This window comes from Jiangella gansuensis DSM 44835, assembly GCF_000515395.1.
Taxonomy (GTDB): Bacteria; Actinomycetota; Actinomycetes; order Jiangellales; family Jiangellaceae; genus Jiangella; species Jiangella gansuensis.
Window position 1 is genome coordinate 5,494,755 of record NZ_KI911782.1, and the last position, 17,146, is coordinate 5,511,900.

Below are 17,146 nucleotides of genomic sequence, written 5' to 3' on the forward strand. Positions count from 1 at the left end.
GTCCGAGGAGAACCATCGAGGCAGTCAACAGATCCTCGATGGGAGGCAGTCATGTTCCGCTGGATCTCAGGGTTCACGATCCGCCGGCCGTACGTCGTCGTGCTCGCCTGGGTCGCCGTCGTGGCCGTCGGCTTCGGCATCGGCACAGGCGTGTTCGGGCGCCTGATCTCCGATGTCGGCACGGTGAGCGGCAGCGAGTCGATGCGGGCCGAGCAGCGGCTGGAGGAGGTCGCACCGCAGCCGGACACCATCACCGCCATCGTCACCGGGTCGGTCGACGACCCGGAGCTGCGCGAGCAGGTCACAGCGGCGGTCGCGGACGTCCGGACGCTGCCCGGCATCGCCGACGTCAGCGATCCGCTGCCGTCGCCGGCCACCGGCGAGGCCTACCTGATCGAGGTCGCGCTGACGCCGGGCGACACCCAGGAGGACGCCGCGGAGGACGCCGCGGACCGGCTCGCCGACGTGGACGCCGGCGCGGTCACCGTCGCCGGCGGTCCGCTGTCCGAAGCCGAGTTCGGCGAACAGGCCCAGGAGGACGTCGCGCGCGCCGAGTTGCTGAGCATGCCGGTCGTGCTGATCCTGCTGCTCATCGTGTTCGGCGGGTTCCTCGCGGCCGGACTCCCGCTGCTGGTGGCCGGCGTCGGCGTCGGCGGCACGTTCGGTGTTCTCTACGCGTTCAGCCTCGTCTCCGACGTGTCGGTGTACGCCGTCCAGATCACCACGATGCTCGCGGTCGGACTGGCCGTCGACTACGCGCTGCTGATGGTCAGCCGGTTCCGCGAGGAGCGGCGGGCGGTCACCGACGTGGCGACGGCGGTGACCCGGACCGTGGCCACCGCGGGGCGAACCGTGGTGTTCTCCGGCCTCACCGTCGCGGTCGCGTTGGCCGGGCTGGTCGTCTTCCCCGACCCGTTCCTGCGCTCGATGGGGCTGGCAGGTGCGGCCGTGGTGCTGATCGACATGGCCGCAGCGCTGACGCTGCTGCCCGCACTGCTGGGCCGGTTCGGCCACCGTGTCTCGCCGGCTCGTGTCCGGACGGGTGACGGTGTGTTCGCCCGGGTGGCGCGGCTGGTCCAGCGCCGGCCGGTGCTGACCCTGGCGGTCACCGGTGCCGCGCTGGTCACGCTGGCCGCGCCGGTCGCGGACATGCACATCTCGCAGGGCGACCCGCGGATGCTGCCGACGTCGACGCAGACCCGGCAGCTCTGGGACGGCCTGGGCACCCACTTCCCGGAGCAGGCCCGCTGGCTGGGCGACATCGAGGTCGTCGCGGACGCACCGGCCGGCGACCCGGCCGTCGCCACGCTTCGCGACTCGATCGCCGACCTGCCCGGGGTGGCCACGATCGAAGTGACGCCACTCACCGACGGACTGACCGGTCTCGATGTCGAGCCGTCCGGCTCCGTCGAAGGCGACGCCGCGCAGGACGTCGTCCGGGCCATCCGCGATCTGGACGCCCCGTTCGACCTCCAGGTCACCGGCGACACCGCCATGCTGGTCGACTACACCTCCATGCTCGGCGAGCGGCTGCCGTGGGCGATCACGATCGTGGCGCTGGGCACGCTGGTCCTGCTGTTCGCCTTCACCGGCTCGATCCTGCTGCCGATCAAGGCGATCCTGACCAACCTGCTCAGCATCGGTGCCGCCCTGGGCGTGGTCGTGTGGGTGTTCCAGCACGGCAACCTCGCCGGGCTGGTCGGCGCCGACGGCCTGGGCTACCTGCACCTGACCGTCCCGATCCTGGTCGGCGCCATCGCGTTCGGTCTCTCGGTCGACTACGAGGTGTTCCTGCTGTCCCGTATCCGGGAGCGCTGGCTGGCCGGAGCGGGCGCCTCCGGGTCGGTGGCCGAGGGCCTGCAGCGTACCGGCGGCATCGTCACGGCAGCGGCGCTGGTCATCGGGGTGGTCTTCGCCGGGTTCATCGTCGGCGGGTTCGCACCGATCAAGGCGATCGGGCTCGGCCTGGTGCTGGCCATCGCCCTGGACGCGGTGGTGGTCCGGATGTTCCTGGTCCCGGCGACGATGACGCTGCTGGGCGCCCGCAACTGGTGGCTGCCGCGGCCGCTGCGCCGGATACACGACCGGATCGCGCTGTCGGAGGAGACGCCGCCGCCGTCCACCGTCGCCGAGGTCGCGCCGGTGCCGGTCCGCGAGCCGATCGGCTGACGCCGCCGGCCGACGCCGTCATGCCGGCTCCGCGGGGTCCGAGACCTCGCGGAGCCGGCGCGTGCCCGTGGACCCGACACGCGGTCCCGAGTCGAACTCGATGCGCATGACCACCCGCCGCGGGGTGGGACCCGCTCCTCGAACGTGCTGTCGCGTCAAATCCAGCCGGCGATCTTGAGCCGCTGGCACCGGGACAGGGCCGCGTAGCCGGCGGTGCCGAAGACGGCCTGCAGGTCGTCCCAGGACGCCTAGTGCGCCGGGACGACGGTCACCCGCTCGGCCGGGATCGGCGCGTTGGAAGCCGCCGTCACGGTTGCGGCGGGTCCTCGCCGACCAGTCCGTCGACCGCTTCGCGCAGCAGGTCGGCGTGGCCGGCGTGCCGGATGTAGTGCTCGACCGCGTCCACCAGGACCCGTCGCAGGTTGGGATGCCGGCCGTCGCCGTCGGTGAAGATGGACGGCTGATCGAGGCCGCCCTCGGCGAGCACCCGCGCCCAGGCGGCGCGGGAGCGCTCCACCGAGCCCAGCCACAGGGCGTACAGCGCCTCCGGGGTGTCGTCGGCCGCCGAATGCCATTCCCCGTCGGGATCGGCGTCGAAGTTCTCCTGCTTCCACGGAGACGGCATCGGGTCCCCGGTCAGGAACTCGGCGATGCGCATGTCCTCGGCGAGCGCGGCATGCTTGAGCAGCCCACCCAACGTCATGGTGGACGGCGGCAGGCGGGTGTTCAGGCCGGCCGCGTCCAGCCCGCCACACTTCCAGGCGAACTGGGCGCGGGCGCGGTCCAGGGCGAACATCAGCATCTCGACCTCGTCGCCGGCCACCGACTCCTGGATCACGGTCATGTCTTTCATGTCCATGACGCCAACGCTAGAGTCGATTCCGGACGTTCTACTTCCGGATTCCGGGATTCTTGGTGACGATCGACACGAGCCCGACGGCGCGTGCGCTGGTGGCCCTCGAGCTGATCCAGGGCAGCCCCGGTGTCACCGCGCAGCGGCTGGCCGACAAGCTCGGCGTATCCGAGCGCGCTGCGCGCCGATATGTCGGCATCCTGCGCGAGGCCGGCGTACCCATCGAAGCCGCCCGCGGACAGCACGGCGGGTTCCGCGTGGGCCGTGGCGTCCGGCTGCCGCCGTTGATGTTCACCGCCTCCGAAGTGCTCGGCCTGGTCATGGCAGTGCTCGACGGTCACCACGACGCCGCCGATGCCGCCGGCCCGGTCGGCAGCGCCCTGGGCAAACTACTGCGCTCTCTACCCGAACCGGTCGCCACCCAGGCGGCGACGATGCGCCGGTCCGCGGCTCCCGCTCCGGACCGCGCCGCCGCGCGGCCCGACCCGTCGACGGCCACCACCCTCGTGCAGGCGAGCGCCGAGCGTCACGCCGTCCGGCTGGACTACCGCTCCGAGGCCGGATCCGAATGGACCACCGACGTCGACCCGTGGGCGGTGGTGGTCCGGCACGGGCGGTGGTACCTACTGTGCTGGTCGCATCGGGCTCAGGCGCAGCGGGCGTACCGCATCGACCGGGTCACCGCGGTGGACGTGCTGCCGTCGTCGTTCACACCGCCGCGTGACCTCGACGCCGTCGCGGCGTTGGAGACGCACCTCGCTCGCGGCTGGGAGTACGACGCCGAGGTGGTCATCGAGGGCCCACTGGAGACGGTGCGGCCATGCGTGCGAAGCACCCTCGGGACGCTGGAGCCGACCGACGAGAACACGACGCGGCTCACCGGCAGCACCAGCAACCCGCACTGGTACGCCGAACAGCTGGCCGCCCTGCCGGTACCGTTCCGGATCGTCCACGGCCCGGAGCTCCGAGCGGCGGCGCGGGCCGTCGGCGAACGGCTGCTCGCAGCCGCCGACGGGCCGCTGACGCCGTCGGCACCGGCAACCTCGGCCGCACCCGAACCCTCGGACCACACGACAGGAGCACCCGATGAGTGAGACCACCACGCCGCACCCCGCGGACGTGGCGCGGCGCATCGTCGACGCCAACGCCTACCTGACCCTCGCCACCGTGGACCCGAACGGGCAGCCGTGGGCCACCCCGGTCTGGTTCGCGCACGACGACTATCGGACGTTCTTCTGGGTGTCGCGGCCCGGCACCCGGCACTCCCAGAACATCGACACCACTGCGGCGGTCGGCATCGTCATCTTCGACTCCACCCTCCCGTCCAGCCAGGCCACCGCCGTGTACCTGGAAGCCGTCGCGGAGGAAGTGCCGGCCGCGGACCGCACCGCGGCCCTCGCCGTCTTCAACGACCGTTCGCTGGTGTGGAAGCAGCCCCCGTGGCAGGTCACCGACGTGACCGAGCCGGCACCGCACCGCCTGTACCGGGCCACGGCGAAGGTGACGCACGTCCTGGGCGCCGGCGACAAGCGCGTCGAGGTGACGCTGTAGCCGTTATTGAGCCATGTCGACGAATCGGCTGTAGTGGCCCTGGAATGCAACCGTGATGGTGGCGGTGGGCCCGTTACGGTGCTTGGCCACGATGAAGTCCGCCTCACCAGCTCGCGGCGACTCCTTCTCGTAGGCGTCCTCGCGGTGCAGGAGGACCACCATGTCGGCGTCCTGCTCGATGCTGCCGGATTCGCGCAGGTCAGACAGCATGGGCTTCTTGTCCTGCCGCTGTTCGGGGCCGCGGTTCAGCTGGCTCATCGCGATGACCGGGACCTCGAGCTCCTTGGCCAGCAGCTTCAGCGCCCGGGAGAACTCAGCGACCTCCTGCTGCCGGCTCTCGACCCGCTTGCCGCTGCTCATGAGCTGCAGGTAGTCGATGATGACCAGCCGGAGGTCATTGCGCTGCTTGAGCCGCCGGCACTTGGCCCGGATCTCCATCATGGTCATGTTCGGCGAATCGTCGATGAACAGCGGGGCGCTGGACACCTCGCCGGTGCTGCGGGCGATGCGGTTCCAGTCGTCGTCGGTCATCTGGCCGGAACGCATGTGGTGCAGCGGGACCTTGGCCTCGGCGGAGAGCAGCCGCATGGTGATCTCGTTGCGGCCCATCTCCAGTGAGTAGATGACCGAGGTCAGTCCGTTCTTGATGGAGCAGGCGCGAGCGAGATCGAGTCCGAGGGTGGATTTGCCGACGGCCGGTCGCGCGGCGAGGATGATCAACTGCCCGGGGTGCAGGCCGTTGGTCAGCGCGTCGAGGTCGGCGAAGCCGGTGGGCACACCCACCATCTGCCCGCCGCGGGAGCCGATGGCCTCGATCTCGTCGAGGGTGCCCTCCATGATCTCCGAGAGCGGCAGGTAGTCCTCGGACGCGCGCTTCTCGGTGACGGCGTAGACCTCGGCCTGAGCGCGGTCGACGATGTCGTCGGCGTCGCCGTCCTGGGTGTAGCCCATCTGCACGATGCGGGTTCCGGCCTCGACCAGCCGGCGCAGGATGGCCCGTTCGCGGACGATCTCGGCGTAGAAGCCGGCGTTGGCCGCCGACGGCACCGACGAGACGAGCGTGTGCAGGTACGGGGCGCCGCCGACCCGGCCCAGCTCGCCGGTCTTCTGCAGCTGTGCGGCGACGGTGACGGCGTCGGCCGGCTCGCCGCGGCCGTAGAGGTCGATGATGGCCTCGTAGACGGCCTCGTGCGCCGGGCGGTAGAAGTCGTGCCCGCGCAGCACCTCGACGACGTCGGCGATGGCGTCCTTGGACAGCAGCATGCCACCCAGAACCGACTGCTCGGCCGCGACGTCCTGGGGCGGCGTCCGGCCGTAATCGGCCGGCGCTTCCTCGCGGCGGTCGGGCAGCTCAGCGACGCTCACACGACCCCCTTCGGCACCAGCCGGACCATACACACGTTCTAACAGCCCGCACCGACAATCCTGTGGACATCGGCCGCTCCCCCCGCCGGCTGTCGCGAACCTACGGGCCGCCGGGCCGGTCCGCCAAGCCGTCCATCCACAGGAGGTGTGGATGCCGTGTGGACGACGCCGGCTCCGTCCGAGGTCGCTGCTGAAACGATCATCCCCAGCTGTGGACAAGCCTGTTGACGACGAGACCAGCTCTGCCGCACCGTGCAGGTATCACCGCAGGTCACGCCCGAAAACCTGCATCCACCGGCTGTGGACGCGAATCCACATGGGGCAATCTCGAATGGCGAGACACCCATCACTGCATGTCAGGTGCTACGCCTACCGTCGGTGCTGCCATGTCTCGACGCCCGCCCAACCCGCCCAACCCGTTCCGCCGTCACGACGCCGACGGGGAGATCCTGCGGCTCGCCCTGCCGGCGCTCGGTGCCCTGGTGGCCGAACCGCTGTTCCTGCTCACGGACTCCGCCATCATCGGACACCTCGGGACGCCGGAGCTGGCCGGCCTTGGAATCGCCTCCACGGTGCTCGCGACCCTGGTCAACATCTCGATCTTCCTGGCCTACGGCACCACAGCGGCGGTGGCGCGGATGCTCGGGGCCGGCAACTCCGCCGGAGCCCTCCGGGCCGGCATCGACGGCTGCTGGCTGGCGGTCTTCATCGGCGTCGGCACCCTCGCCGTCGGCTGGCCGCTGACCCCGTGGGTCGTCTCCCTGTTCGGACCGGACGCCGACGTCGCCGGTCACGCCGAGACGTACCTGCGGATCAGCCTGCTCGGCATACCGTCGATGCTGCTGGTGCTCGCCGCGACCGGTGTGCTGCGCGGCCTGCAGGACACCCGCACCCCGCTCTACGTCGCGGCGTCCGGCGCCGTCGCCAACGTGGTGCTCAACCTCGTCCTCGTCTACGGCGCCGGTCTCGGCATCGGCGGCTCGGCCCTCGGCACCGTGATCGCGCAGACCGCAATGGCCGCGGTGTTCGTGCGGGTCGTCGCGCGGGCCGCCCGCCGCGACGGCGTCACCCTCCGGCCGCACCTCGCCGGCGTTGCCCAGGCGTTCGGCGCCGGCGTCCCGCTGATCGTGCGGACCGTCGCGATGCGGGTGGCGCTGATCGTCATCACCGTCGTGGCGGCCGGCCTCGGCACCGCCGAACTGGCAGCCCATCAGGTCGCCTTCACCACGTGGACGTTGCTCGCGCTGATCCTCGACGCCGTCGCGATCGCCGCGCAGGCGCTCGTCGGCCGCGCGCTCGGCGCCGGTGACGTGGCCGGCGCGCGGTCCGTCACCCGCCGCATGGTGCAGTGGGGCGTCCTGGCCGGCTTCGCGCTCGCGGTGCTGGTCGTGACCATCGGCTCCGTCTACGCCCAGCTGTTCACGCCCGACCCCGAGGTCCGTCGCCTGCTCTACGCGGCACTCGTCGTCGCCGCGCTGATGCAGCCGGTGGCCGGCTGGGTGTTCGTGCTCGACGGAGTGTTGATCGGCGCCGGGGACGGCCGGTACCTCGCGTGGGCATCGGTCGCTTCGGTGGTGGCGTTCCTGCCGGCAGCGTGGGCCGTCGCCGTCGCCGACCTCTCCGGAACCACCGGCATGGTGGCGCTGTGGTCGTCCATCGGAGTCTGGATGGTGGTCCGGCTGCTCACGCTGGCGCTGCGCGAACGGCAGGACACCTGGATGGTCACCGGCGCCGTCCGCTGAGCACCACGACTTGACCTCAACCGACGTTGAGGTACCAGGGTGGTCGCCATGACAACCGGCACCGAACTCGACGCGATCGGGCGCGTGATCGCCGCCGTCGAGCACGCCCAGAACAACGAGCTCCCCGACGAGTTCCTCCGCCTGTTCCGGCCCGACGCGATCTGGACGACCGGCGGCGGCAAGCGCCTCTACGGACTCGACGAGATCGCGGCATTCACCCGCCAGGTACTCCCCGGTGGAATGAAGGGGCAGACGGTCACCTTCGAGCTCGAACACGTGCTGTTCATCCGTCCAGACGTGGCCGCCGTCAAGCTGCGCCAGATCTACCGGACACCCGACGGCGTGGACGTGGGCACACCGCTGTGGATCATGGCGAAGGAGGACGGGCGCTGGCTGCTGACCGCCTGCCAGAACATGGGCGCACCGGACGACGAGCAGGACGTGACGCCGAACCGTCCCGTCTTCGGCACCACCGCCTGACGCCGAACCGCCCTCGGGTGCCGCACCCGGGTCTCGACGCCTGACACACTGTGGCCCGGACCGCGAGCCGCACCCGAGGAGATCCGACGCGTCATGGACCTGCTGGCATTCCCGTTCGTCGCGACGTTCACGGTCGTCACGGCGCTGGTCTTCGGCTTCATCGCACAGCGGCTCCTGGGCATCCGGCTCGGTCTCGTCCGGCTGCTGATCACCGGCGCGTTCGTGCTGACCGTCGGCCCGCTGATCATGTACGCGATGATGGACCAGTTCACCATCGGTCCGGGCAACTTCGACCAGAGCCAGGGACCCGTGGCGCTCTGGTTCGCGCTACTGGGCGGCGTCCTGACCGTCCTCGCCTCGATGGCGTTCATGGTGATCGTCGAGGCGTTCCTGCCGCTCGGATCGCTGCCGCCGGCCGTGGTGTGGGGGCGCGGCTTGTTCGGCCGGCTGCGGCGAGCCAGGCGGTACTGGCAGATCGTCGGCATCGCGATGCGCCACGGGTTGGGCTCGTACCTGCGCGGCAGCCGCGACCGCTCCCTCGACGTCCCCAGTAGCCGCGCGCAGCTCGGCCGCGCGCTGGCCGCCACCCTCAATGCCGGCGGTGTCACGTTCGTGAAGCTCGGCCAGATCCTGGCCACCCGCCGGGACCTGCTGCCCGCGGAGGTCGTGTCGGAGCTGTCCCGGCTGCAGGACGACGCGACCCCGGTGCCCTGGTCGGAGATCGAGCCCGTGCTGGTCAGCGAGCTCGGCGCCCCGGTCGAAGACGTGTTCGCGGAGTTCTCACCGCAGCCGCTCGCCGCGGCGTCGGTCGGCCAGGTGCATCTCGCCCGGCTGCGCACCGGCGCCGAAGTGGTGGTCAAGGTGCAGCGCCCCGGCATCCGCCCGGTGGTGGAGCGCGACCTCGACATCGCCGCCCGGCTGGCCTCGCGCCTGGAGACCGGCACCCGCTGGGGCCGGCGGATGGGCGTGAAGGCACTGGCCGCGGGCTTGGCCCAGGCGATCCGCGAGGAGCTCGACTACCGCATCGAGGCGGAGAACATCGCCGCCGTCGCGGTGTCGGTCAACCGGCAGCCCGACGTCGTCCTGCCCGAGCCGCACCCGGCCCTGTGCTCCGAGCGGGTCCTGGTCATGGACCGCCTGGCGGGCACGCCGCTGAACCGCGCCGACGACGTCATCGAACGACACGGCCTGGACCGCGAACAGCTGGCCAGGACGCTGCTGGACACCCTGCTGCGCCAGATCGTGCTCGACGGCATCTTCCACGCCGACCCGCACGGCGGCAACATCTTCGTCCTCGACGACGGCCGGCTCGGGCTGCTCGACTTCGGCTCGGTGGGCCGGCTCGACGGTTCCCTCCGCGACGCGCTGCAGCGGCTGCTCGTCGGTGTCGACCGCAGCGACCCGCTGGCCGTCAGCGACGCCCTGCTCGAACTGGTTCCGCGGCCGGACGAGATCGACCAGCAGGCCCTCGAACGCGACCTCGGCCGTTTCATGGCCCGGCACACCAGCGGGCCCAGCGTCAGCTCCGGCATCCGCATGTTCGGTGACCTGTTCCGGGTCGTCGCCGATCACGGGTTGGCCATTCCGCCCGAGATCGCCGCGGTGTTCCGGGCGCTGGCCACCGCCGAGGGCACGCTCACCCGGCTCACTCCGCGCTTCGACCTGATGGGCACGGCCCGCGCCCTGGCCGGCGACTACGTCGAGGAGCAGTACGGCCCGGACCGGATCAAGCAAGCCGCAACGGAGGAACTGGCGGCGCTGCTGCCGATCCTGCGCCGGCTGCCGCGCCGCATCGAGCGTATCGCCAGCGCCGCCGAGCACGGCCGGCTGAACGTCAACGTCCGGCTACTGGCCGACGAACGCGACCGTGCCGTGCTGACCAGCATGCTGCACGAGGTGCTGCTCGCGTTCCTGGCGGCCACCACCGGCGTCATGGCGGTGCTGCTCCTCGGCACCGACGGCGGCCCGGACGTGACCGACACCGTCACCCTCTACGCGCTGATCGGCTACAACCTGCTGGCGATCAGCGCGATCCTCGCGTTGCGCGTGCTGGCGCGGATCTTCCGCCGCGGCTGAGCGCTCGCACCGGACGGGCTACTGCTCCTGCTGACGCGTCAGCGCCGCCTCCAGGCGTTCCACCTTGCCGGTGATCTCGCCGGTGTGACCCGGCCGGATGTCGGCCTTGAGCACCAGGCTGACCCGGTTGCCGTGCCGGCCGACCGCCTCGCAGGCCCGGCGGACGACGTCGAAACACTCCTCCCACTCACCCTCGATGGTGGTGAACATGGAGTCGGTGCTGTTGGGAAGGCCGGAGGCGCGGACGACGGCGACGGCGTCGGCCACCGCCTCGGCGACGGACTCACCGGTACCGGACGGGGCGACGGAGAAGGCGACAAGCATGCCGCCATGGTAGGCAGCACCCACCACCGTCATCGACAGGGCGTCACCACCCGCCTGGGGGTGGCAACGCCCTGTCGATCACGCGGAGGCGGCGGACGCCGTCACGACCTGCCGCACTCCACGCAGGCACCGCGCCGGCGCAGGTAATAGGCGAGCGTCCCGGCGGCGAGGGCCACTCCCCACAGCGGCCAGAGCAGCGCCGGGCCCACCGCGGCCCAGCTCTCCGCGTCCAGCGGGATGGCGGCACCTCCTACGCTCGCCCGGATCAACCCGAGTCCGCCCGACGTCACCAGGACCGCCACGATCGATGCCGGCACGACCGCCAGCCCGATCGGCACCGGCCGGCCACGCCGTCCCGGGATCCACCACGGGAAGACCTCGCCCCAGCGCTGCACCAGGCCCAGTGTCAGCACTGTGCCGACCAGGGCGAACGAACCCAGCCACGCGCCGGACCACAGCGAACCGTCGGCGACCGCCTCGGCATGCAGCTCACGGTCCATGCCGAGCGGGAACCCGGCCACCCAGATCCACCGGGTCACGGCATAGAGCGCCGGGATGGCCGCCGCGACGTAGACGGCGGGCCGGCCCCAGCGGGCCGCGGCCTCCGGCGTTGTCCATGCTCGCCGGTGCGCGCCCCGGCCGCAATACGCGCAGGTGCCTGCCGTACGGCGCGCGTACGCGAGCGTCGCCGCCGCCCACAGGAAGCCGCCGACGATGGCGACCGCCTGGTGCAGGTACTCCGCCCCCAGGACCTCACCGGCGCTGGCGCGCAGCTCCGCGTCGAACGGGCTCAGCACGAGCAGCATCGGCAGGTAGCCGACCAACGCCAGCACGCGGGTGTCCGGGATCGCCACCAGCAGGGTCGCGGCGAGCACCGAGCCGAAGCCGAGCGCGAACCGCCGCCGGACAGCAGGGACACCCGTACCGGCACCGGCCATCGCGACGCCCATCGCGGTGGCGACCAGGGCGACCGCGGCGAACAACGGCGCGCCGACGTCCGCGGGCACGTCGCCGAGCAGGGACTTCACGTCGTCAGGGGCACCCGTGGGGAAGCCGGACCCGGTGAACGTCCAACCCAGCGCCACCAACGCGTACCCGGCCGCCCACAGCGTCGCCGCCCAGGGAACCCATACCGGCCAGCGGCGGAGCACACCCCGTCGGCCACGCGGTGTCGCCTGCTGCTTCGTCATCGTCTCGTTCATGACATCAACGATGTCCGCCGCGCGCCGCCGGGACCTCCCGCGTCGCGGTGATCGGCCTCCCCCGTGCGGGTGAGCCGTCCCCGAGGTTCGCGCCGCAGGGGTCAGCGCGGGCTGATGAACCCGGACTCGTAAGCGGCGATGACCGCCTGCGTGCGGTCGCGCACGCCGAGCTTCGTCAGGACGTTCCCGACGTGTGTCTTCACCGTCTCGACGCCCACCACCAGCCGGCCGGCGATCTCGGCGTTCGACAGCCCGGCCGCCATCAGCCGCAGCACCTCGGCCTCGCGGTCGCTCAGCCCGGCGTGGGCGAGGGCGTCGCCGTCCGCACCGCCGTGCGCGGCCGACAACTGCCGGATCGCGGCCGGGAACAGCAGCGAGTCCCCGCCGGCCACGAGCCGGACGGCCTGCAGGATCTCCTCCGGCCGCGCCCGCTTCAGCAGGAACCCCTGCGCACCGGCGCGCAGCGCCTCGTACACGTAGTCGTCGTTCTCGAACGTGGTGACGACGAGGATGCGCGGCGGGTCGTCGTAGCGGGCCAGCAGGCGGGTGGCCTGGATGCCGTCGACCGCGGGCATGCGCACGTCCATGAGCACCACGTCCGGCCGCAGCCGGGTCACCAGCGGACCCACCTCGGCACCGTCGGACGCCTCACCGACGACGTCGAGGTCCGGCTCGGCGTCGATGATGGCCCGCAGCCCTGCCCGGACCAGCGGTTCGTCGTCGACCAGCATTACCGTGACAGTCATCGTCTCCCGCCTCTGGCCGGAAGGTGGACGCGGACCCGCCAGACATCACCGTCGGCGGCCGCGGAGAGGTCGCCGCGCAGCAGCCGCACCCGCTCACGCATCCCGCGCAGGCCGCGTCCGCCGCCCGGCCGCGACGACGGCGACGGGGCCGGCTGGCCGGGCGCGGCCGGCACCGGCAACGGGTTCGACACGTCGATGTCCACGCCGGCCGGCGAGGCCGCGACGAACAGGTGCACCGGAACCGCCCCGGCGTGGCGGACCGCGTTGGTCAACGCCTCCTGGACGATGCGGTACGCCTCCCGCGACACCGCCGGCGGGGCCGCATCGAGGTCGCCGCGCACGTCGGCGCGCAACTGGACGCCCGCGGCCCGGGTGTCGTCGACCAGGCGGGTCAGGTCGGCGAGCGTTCGCTGCGGCGAGGCGTCCGGGTTCGGGGCCGTGCCCCCCGCGCGCAGCACGCCCAGCACGTGATCGAGTTCGGCCATCGCCGACCGGCCGGCCTCCTCGACGGCCACCAGCGCCCGGCGGGCGAACTCCGGGTCGGTGTCCAGCACCCTGCGCGCCGCGGCTGCCTGCAGCGTCGTCACCGTCAACGCGTGACCGACGGAGTCGTGCAGTTCGCGGGCCAGCCGGTTGCGCTCGGCGAACTCCTCGGCCTGCGTCTCCAGCGCGATCAGCAGCTCCGCCGGCGACGGCCCCAGCAGCAGCGGCGCGAACTTCGCCAGCAGCGCACCCAGCCCGGCGATCAGGTACAACGTCACGACCACCACGCCGAGCGCGGCCGCCACCGCCCATCCACCGGTCACCGGCTCCAGCAGGTCCTGCGAGATGACGCCATCCCAGTCGTCGCCACCGAACCCACGCGCCAGGAGCACTGCCGTGATGGGCGCGCAGAACAGGATCGCCAGCATCGCCACGCCGCCGCACACCAGATGCAGCACGTACCAGCCGGCGCCGAACAGCCGCGTCTCCCACGGCGGATCCGCCACCGGGTCGGGCAGGTCGACATCGAGCAGGTTCCGCGACGCCGTGATCTCGAGCGCGCGCAGCGCCGGGAGGAACGGCGGCACGGCGGCGATGACCACGGTGACCACCACCAGGATGACTGTGGGGGCTCGCGGCACGGCCGGGTCGGCGAACATCTGCGCGAACCCGGTGGCCAGCAGGACGTGCGGGATCAGGATGACACCGCCGAGCAGCAGATGCAGCCCTCGACGGGTCATGGTCCGGACGTGCCAGGGCGCCCGGATCCCGCGTAGCCATCCCACAGGGCCGATTGTCGCAGGGACCGGCTACGGCACGTCCGTCTCCACCGGTTTCGACGGCACGGGCTCGTTCCGGATCATGGACAACGCGACATCGCAGGCAGCGTCGAAGACCTCGTCGGCCGTCGCGTCCACGTCCGCCATCAGGATCGGGCTGCTGTGCAGCGCATAGAAGGCCATCCGGCTGCGCAACTGGACGGGCAGCGGGTCCGCCGGGTCGGCCACGAAGTCGAACAGCGCCTGCATCCGGCTGCGCATCGCGTCGCCGGCCTTGTGCACGCGCATCGCCGGCTGGTTCTCCATGATGAACCGCAGCAGCGGCGCTCCCTGGCTGCGGATGACCTTGCCGTACCGCTCGATCAGCTCGCACTGGGCCTGCGGAGTCGGAGTCTGGCCGCGGGACCATTCGACGATCTCGTCGACGGCGGCCAGGAAGTCGTCCACGATGCTGTGGACGATGTCGTCCTTGCTCTTGAAGTGGTAGTAGAGCGACGCCTTCGTCATGCCCAGCCGCTCGGAGATCTCACGCAACGACGTCTTGTCGTATCCGCGCTCCGCGAACAGCTCGAGCGCGACGTCCTGGATTCGCGTCCGAGTGCTCACGAGGTCTGGTTGTTCCATGGGGGCGCCGGGCTTTCGTGGGATGACCTGTCCGGACAACGTCCAGCTCATCTGACTGGTTCCCCGGCTGGACCCGGCCCAAACGGGTGCCCGAACGCACGAAGGGCCCGCCACCGGCAGAGGCCGGGGCGAGCCCTGTCGTGAACCAGGCGTCAGGCCGGGACGACCTCGAGGCGCACCTGTGCGGCGACCTCGGGGTGCAGCCGCACGGTGACGCTGTGCGACCCGACGCTCTTGATGGGCGAACCCACCTCGATGCGCCGCTTGTCGATGGCCGGACCGCCGGCCGCGCTGACCGCGGAGGCGATGTCGGCCGCCGTCACGGCACCGAACAGCCGGCCGGAGTCGCCGGCCTTGGCCGCCATGGTGACCGCCGTGGACTCCAACCGCGTCTTGACCGCACGCGCGGAGTCGAGGTCCTCGAACTCGCGGGTCTGGCGGGCCCGGCGGATGTCGTCGATCTGCTTCTGGCCGCCCTTGGTCCACGCGATCGCGAAACCGCGGGGCATGAGGTAGTTGCGGCCGTAGCCGTCCTTGACCTCGACGACGTCACCGGCGGCACCGAGCCCCGGGACCTCCTGAGTGAGAATGAGCTTCATGCGTCCCTCACCTTCCTCAGCGGGCCGTCGAGGTGTAGGGCAGCAGCGCCATCTCGCGGGCGTTCTTGATGGCCGTGGCGACGTCACGCTGGTGCCGCGTGCAGTTTCCGGTCACCCGGCGGGCACGGATCTTGCCGCGGTCGGAGATGTACTTCCGCAGCAGCGACGTGTCCTTGTAGTCGACGTAGTCGACCTTGTCCTTGCAGAACGCGCAAACTTTCTTCTTCGGTTTGCGCAGCGGGGGCTTTGCCATCGCGGTGCTCCTCCTTCGGGGAGCCCGGTCGCCTCGCTGGCCGCGGCGGACCGGGATGGGTTGATCTCGATACGGGTCAGAACGGGGGCTCGTCGGCCGGCGGACCGGCCGGAGCACCCCACGGGTCGTTGCCGCCCTGCGGCTGACCGCCGCCGGACGGCGTGGCCCACGGGTCGTTGCCGGCAGGCGCACCGCCGCCGCCACCGAAACCGCCACCGCCCCCACCGGAGCGCTGGGTCTTGGTGACCTTGGCGGTGGCGAAACGCAGGCTCGGGCCGATCTCGTCGACCTCGAGCTCCACGACCGTGCGCTTCTCGCCCTCACGCGTTTCGAACGAGCGCTGGCGAAGACGGCCCTGTGCGATGACACGTGCGCCGCGTTGCAGCGACTCGGCCACGCTCTCCGCTGCCTGCCGCCACACCGAGCAGCGCAGGAACAGGGCGTCACCGTCCTCCCACGTGCTGGTCTGCCGGTTGAACGTGCGGGGCGTGGACGCGATCGTGAAGTTCGCGACCGCGGCACCGCTGGGCGTGAAGCGCAGCTCAGGGTCGTCGGTCAGGTTCCCGACGACCGTGATGACGGTCTCGCCTGCCATGGCTAAAGGTCCCTCTCAGTGGGCTTCAGGCCGAACGACCTTGGTACGCAGCACCGACTCGGACAGACCGAGCTGGCGGTCGAGCTCTGCCACTGTGTCGGCCTCGCACGTGACGTCGAGCACCGCGTAGATGCCCTCGCTCTTCTTGCTGATCTCGTACGAGAGCTTGCGGCGGCCCCAGATGTCGACTTTCTCGACCGAGCCACCGGCCTCACGTACCACCCCGAGGTACTGCTCGAGGCTGGGTGCGACGGTGCGCTCCTCGGACTCGGGGTCCAGGATCACCATGACCTCATAACGACGCATGCCGGATCACCTCCTGTGGTCTTCGCGGCCACGGTCTCTCCGTGGCAGGAGGGCTGAACGTCGATGGCCCGGTCGGACGCACGTAGGTCGTACGTGACCAGGCCGTCGCCAAGGCTACCAGCGATCGCCCCAAACACCGATTCCGTTGTCCACAACCCCGCGACCGCTTCGCAGATGATCACGTCCACCATGCGTGTACCCGCTCCACCAGGAATGCTTGCCCCAGGAGGGACGGGCACGACCGGTGCTGGGACGGAGGCCGGAGGTGTCCTCTCTCAGTGCCGGTTCGGGATGCAGGCAGCGGTGACCGTGGTCAGGGCTTGTCCGGCCCGACGACCGCGTGAAGCGGGAGAACGCCTGGGGGAGCACCGGCGTGTGAATCGCACACATCCGTCGTTCACTAGAGTGGCCAGGAATGAGCGACGGGACGAACTGGCGCGACAAGCGGCGCGAAGCGCTGGCCGCCCAGGCCGCCGCATTGGAGCGACAGCGCGACGCGGAGACCGCACAGGCACGCCGGCTGATCGCCGACTTCGTCACCGCCATGACTTCGCGTGGGCTCGCTCCGCATCCACTGCGCGCCAGGAGCTCCGCCGGCGGCACCTATCGAACCGGGCTGACCGGCTGGTACCTCCGCCGCAACCATGCGCTTGCGGTCGGCGCCGACGGCGAGTTCTACGTCCTCGACGTGCCGGCGCGGCTCGGTGGCCGGTTGCGCGGGGTGACGGTCGACCCGTCGGACCCGCCGCTGCACGTCGGGCGCGGCGCACGCGACGGCGAGTCGATGCCGTTGGGCGATCTTCTCCGCCAGCGCCTCGACGCGGGGCCGGACTTCCCCTAGCTCGCGCGGCGAACTGCTGCCAGGCGGCTGTTGTCCGCGGCCCCCTCCCCTTTCGCCATGATCATCAACCGGTGTGTGCGTCATCGCGCCCCCAACCGTTGATGATCACGCCCGGGGGCCCGATTGTTGGCCTCCACCGAGAATGACGATGTGACCCG

Annotated in this window: 18 protein-coding genes; 7 read left to right on the plus strand and 11 right to left on the minus strand. The window is 71.3% G+C overall.

Going from position 1 to position 17,146, the window contains the following annotated elements; all coding sequences use genetic code 11:
• Positions 1 to 51: 51 nt before the first annotated feature.
• Positions 52 to 2,169, plus strand: coding sequence for an MMPL family transporter (locus JIAGA_RS0126030; RefSeq protein WP_026877924.1), 2,118 nt, complete (start codon positions 52 to 54; stop codon positions 2,167 to 2,169).
• A gap of 307 nt (positions 2,170 to 2,476) precedes the next feature.
• Here the strand turns inward: JIAGA_RS0126030 and JIAGA_RS0126040 are convergent, their stop codons facing one another.
• Positions 2,477 to 3,028 carry a mycothiol transferase gene (locus JIAGA_RS0126040; protein ID WP_245597241.1) on the minus strand — a complete coding sequence of 184 codons (552 nt, stop codon included), beginning with the start codon at positions 3,026 to 3,028 and terminating at the stop codon, positions 2,477 to 2,479.
• A gap of 56 nt (positions 3,029 to 3,084) precedes the next feature.
• On the opposite strand from JIAGA_RS0126040, the gene JIAGA_RS32500 reads away from it, so the two are divergent.
• Together JIAGA_RS32500 and JIAGA_RS32505 are read left to right on the plus strand one after the other, a co-directional pair.
• Positions 3,085 to 4,116 carry a helix-turn-helix transcriptional regulator gene (locus JIAGA_RS32500; protein WP_051426527.1) on the plus strand — a complete coding sequence of 344 codons (1,032 nt, stop codon included), beginning with the start codon at positions 3,085 to 3,087 and terminating at the stop codon, positions 4,114 to 4,116.
• Positions 4,109 to 4,573: a pyridoxamine 5'-phosphate oxidase family protein gene (locus JIAGA_RS32505; RefSeq protein ID WP_051426528.1), complete on the plus strand. Its 465-nt coding sequence runs from the start codon at positions 4,109 to 4,111 to the stop codon at positions 4,571 to 4,573. Before JIAGA_RS32500 ends, JIAGA_RS32505 begins: the two co-directional genes overlap by 8 nt.
• A gap of 3 nt (positions 4,574 to 4,576) precedes the next feature.
• Here JIAGA_RS32505 and dnaB read toward each other — a convergent pair whose 3' ends face one another.
• Positions 4,577 to 5,938: a replicative DNA helicase gene (gene dnaB / locus JIAGA_RS0126055; RefSeq protein WP_026877926.1), complete on the minus strand. Its 1,362-nt coding sequence runs from the start codon at positions 5,936 to 5,938 to the stop codon at positions 4,577 to 4,579.
• Positions 5,939 to 6,324: 386 nt separating this feature from the next.
• Here dnaB and JIAGA_RS0126060 point away from each other — a divergent pair, with 386 nt between their 5' ends.
• The 3 genes from JIAGA_RS0126060 to JIAGA_RS0126070 all read left to right on the plus strand — a co-directional run bounded on the left by JIAGA_RS0126060 (position 6,325) and on the right by JIAGA_RS0126070 (position 10,236).
• A complete protein-coding gene (locus tag JIAGA_RS0126060) occupies positions 6,325 to 7,680 on the plus strand; it encodes an MATE family efflux transporter (RefSeq protein WP_026877927.1) in 1,356 nt (451 codons plus the stop codon).
• 48 nt (positions 7,681 to 7,728) lie between these two features.
• Entirely contained in the window at positions 7,729 to 8,160 is a 432-nt protein-coding gene (locus JIAGA_RS32510; protein ID WP_035815386.1) for an SgcJ/EcaC family oxidoreductase, read from the plus strand.
• Between the two features lie 93 nt (positions 8,161 to 8,253).
• Positions 8,254 to 10,236 (plus strand): AarF/UbiB family protein, encoded by a 1,983-nt coding sequence (locus tag JIAGA_RS0126070; RefSeq protein ID WP_026877928.1) that lies wholly within the window; start codon positions 8,254 to 8,256, stop codon positions 10,234 to 10,236.
• Between the two features lie 18 nt (positions 10,237 to 10,254).
• On the opposite strand, the gene JIAGA_RS0126075 is transcribed toward JIAGA_RS0126070, so the two are convergent.
• The 9 genes from JIAGA_RS0126075 to rpsF all read right to left on the minus strand — a co-directional run bounded on the left by JIAGA_RS0126075 (position 10,255) and on the right by rpsF (position 16,147).
• Positions 10,255 to 10,560, minus strand: a complete 306-nt coding sequence (locus JIAGA_RS0126075; protein WP_026877929.1) for a thiamine-binding protein — start codon at positions 10,558 to 10,560, stop codon at positions 10,255 to 10,257.
• A gap of 101 nt (positions 10,561 to 10,661) precedes the next feature.
• On the minus strand, positions 10,662 to 11,762 hold the full coding sequence (locus JIAGA_RS0126080; RefSeq protein ID WP_051426529.1) for a hypothetical protein: 1,101 nt from the start codon (positions 11,760 to 11,762) through the stop codon (positions 10,662 to 10,664).
• 101 nt (positions 11,763 to 11,863) lie between these two features.
• The gene (locus tag JIAGA_RS0126085) at positions 11,864 to 12,508 is read right to left on the minus strand and encodes a response regulator (protein WP_026877931.1); all 645 of its coding nucleotides are present in this window, start codon (positions 12,506 to 12,508) and stop codon (positions 11,864 to 11,866) included.
• Positions 12,505 to 13,731: a histidine kinase gene (locus tag JIAGA_RS0126090; protein WP_035812991.1), complete on the minus strand. Its 1,227-nt coding sequence runs from the start codon at positions 13,729 to 13,731 to the stop codon at positions 12,505 to 12,507. The genes JIAGA_RS0126085 and JIAGA_RS0126090 overlap by 4 nt, the downstream gene beginning before the upstream one ends.
• Positions 13,732 to 13,800: 69 nt before the next feature.
• Positions 13,801 to 14,376, minus strand: a complete 576-nt coding sequence (locus JIAGA_RS0126095) for a TetR/AcrR family transcriptional regulator (RefSeq protein WP_211239859.1) — start codon at positions 14,374 to 14,376, stop codon at positions 13,801 to 13,803.
• A 170-nt stretch (positions 14,377 to 14,546) separates the two neighbouring features.
• Entirely contained in the window at positions 14,547 to 14,993 is a 447-nt protein-coding gene (rplI, locus tag JIAGA_RS0126100) for a 50S ribosomal protein L9 (RefSeq protein WP_026877934.1), read from the minus strand.
• A gap of 16 nt (positions 14,994 to 15,009) precedes the next feature.
• A complete protein-coding gene (gene rpsR, locus JIAGA_RS0126105) occupies positions 15,010 to 15,246 on the minus strand; it encodes a 30S ribosomal protein S18 (RefSeq protein WP_026877935.1) in 237 nt (78 codons plus the stop codon).
• Between the two features lie 76 nt (positions 15,247 to 15,322).
• The gene (locus tag JIAGA_RS0126110; protein ID WP_026877936.1) at positions 15,323 to 15,841 is read right to left on the minus strand and encodes a single-stranded DNA-binding protein; all 519 of its coding nucleotides are present in this window, start codon (positions 15,839 to 15,841) and stop codon (positions 15,323 to 15,325) included.
• A 15-nt stretch (positions 15,842 to 15,856) separates the two neighbouring features.
• Entirely contained in the window at positions 15,857 to 16,147 is a 291-nt protein-coding gene (rpsF, locus tag JIAGA_RS0126115; protein WP_026877937.1) for a 30S ribosomal protein S6, read from the minus strand.
• A gap of 415 nt (positions 16,148 to 16,562) precedes the next feature.
• On the opposite strand from rpsF, the gene JIAGA_RS0126120 reads away from it, so the two are divergent.
• Complete coding sequence (locus JIAGA_RS0126120) at positions 16,563 to 16,988, plus strand: hypothetical protein (protein ID WP_026877938.1); 426 nt, start codon at positions 16,563 to 16,565, stop codon at positions 16,986 to 16,988.
• Positions 16,989 to 17,146 lie beyond the last annotated feature (158 nt).

Bases quoted from the DNA above. Each gene is read 5' to 3' on its own strand.
- JIAGA_RS0126030 (WP_026877924.1), top strand. From the start codon at position 52: ATGTTCCGCTGGATCTCAGGGTTCACGATCCGCCGGCCGTACGTCGTC.
- JIAGA_RS0126040 (WP_245597241.1), bottom strand. From the start codon at position 3,028: ATGGACATGAAAGACATGACCGTGATCCAGGAGTCGGTGGCCGGCGAC.
- JIAGA_RS32505 (WP_051426528.1), top strand. From the start codon at position 4,109: ATGAGTGAGACCACCACGCCGCACCCCGCGGACGTGGCGCGGCGCATC.
- JIAGA_RS0126060 (WP_026877927.1), top strand. From the start codon at position 6,325: ATGTCTCGACGCCCGCCCAACCCGCCCAACCCGTTCCGCCGTCACGAC.
- JIAGA_RS32510 (WP_035815386.1), top strand. From the start codon at position 7,729: ATGACAACCGGCACCGAACTCGACGCGATCGGGCGCGTGATCGCCGCC.
- JIAGA_RS0126070 (WP_026877928.1), top strand. From the start codon at position 8,254: ATGGACCTGCTGGCATTCCCGTTCGTCGCGACGTTCACGGTCGTCACG.
- JIAGA_RS0126075 (WP_026877929.1), bottom strand. From the start codon at position 10,560: ATGCTTGTCGCCTTCTCCGTCGCCCCGTCCGGTACCGGTGAGTCCGTC.
- JIAGA_RS0126080 (WP_051426529.1), bottom strand. From the start codon at position 11,762: ATGAACGAGACGATGACGAAGCAGCAGGCGACACCGCGTGGCCGACGG.
- JIAGA_RS0126085 (WP_026877931.1), bottom strand. From the start codon at position 12,508: ATGACTGTCACGGTAATGCTGGTCGACGACGAACCGCTGGTCCGGGCA.
- JIAGA_RS0126090 (WP_035812991.1), bottom strand. From the start codon at position 13,731: ATGACCCGTCGAGGGCTGCATCTGCTGCTCGGCGGTGTCATCCTGATC.
- rplI (WP_026877934.1), bottom strand. From the start codon at position 14,993: ATGAAGCTCATTCTCACTCAGGAGGTCCCGGGGCTCGGTGCCGCCGGT.
- rpsR (WP_026877935.1), bottom strand. From the start codon at position 15,246: ATGGCAAAGCCCCCGCTGCGCAAACCGAAGAAGAAAGTTTGCGCGTTC.
- JIAGA_RS0126110 (WP_026877936.1), bottom strand. From the start codon at position 15,841: ATGGCAGGCGAGACCGTCATCACGGTCGTCGGGAACCTGACCGACGAC.
- rpsF (WP_026877937.1), bottom strand. From the start codon at position 16,147: ATGCGTCGTTATGAGGTCATGGTGATCCTGGACCCCGAGTCCGAGGAG.
- JIAGA_RS0126120 (WP_026877938.1), top strand. From the start codon at position 16,563: ATGAGCGACGGGACGAACTGGCGCGACAAGCGGCGCGAAGCGCTGGCC.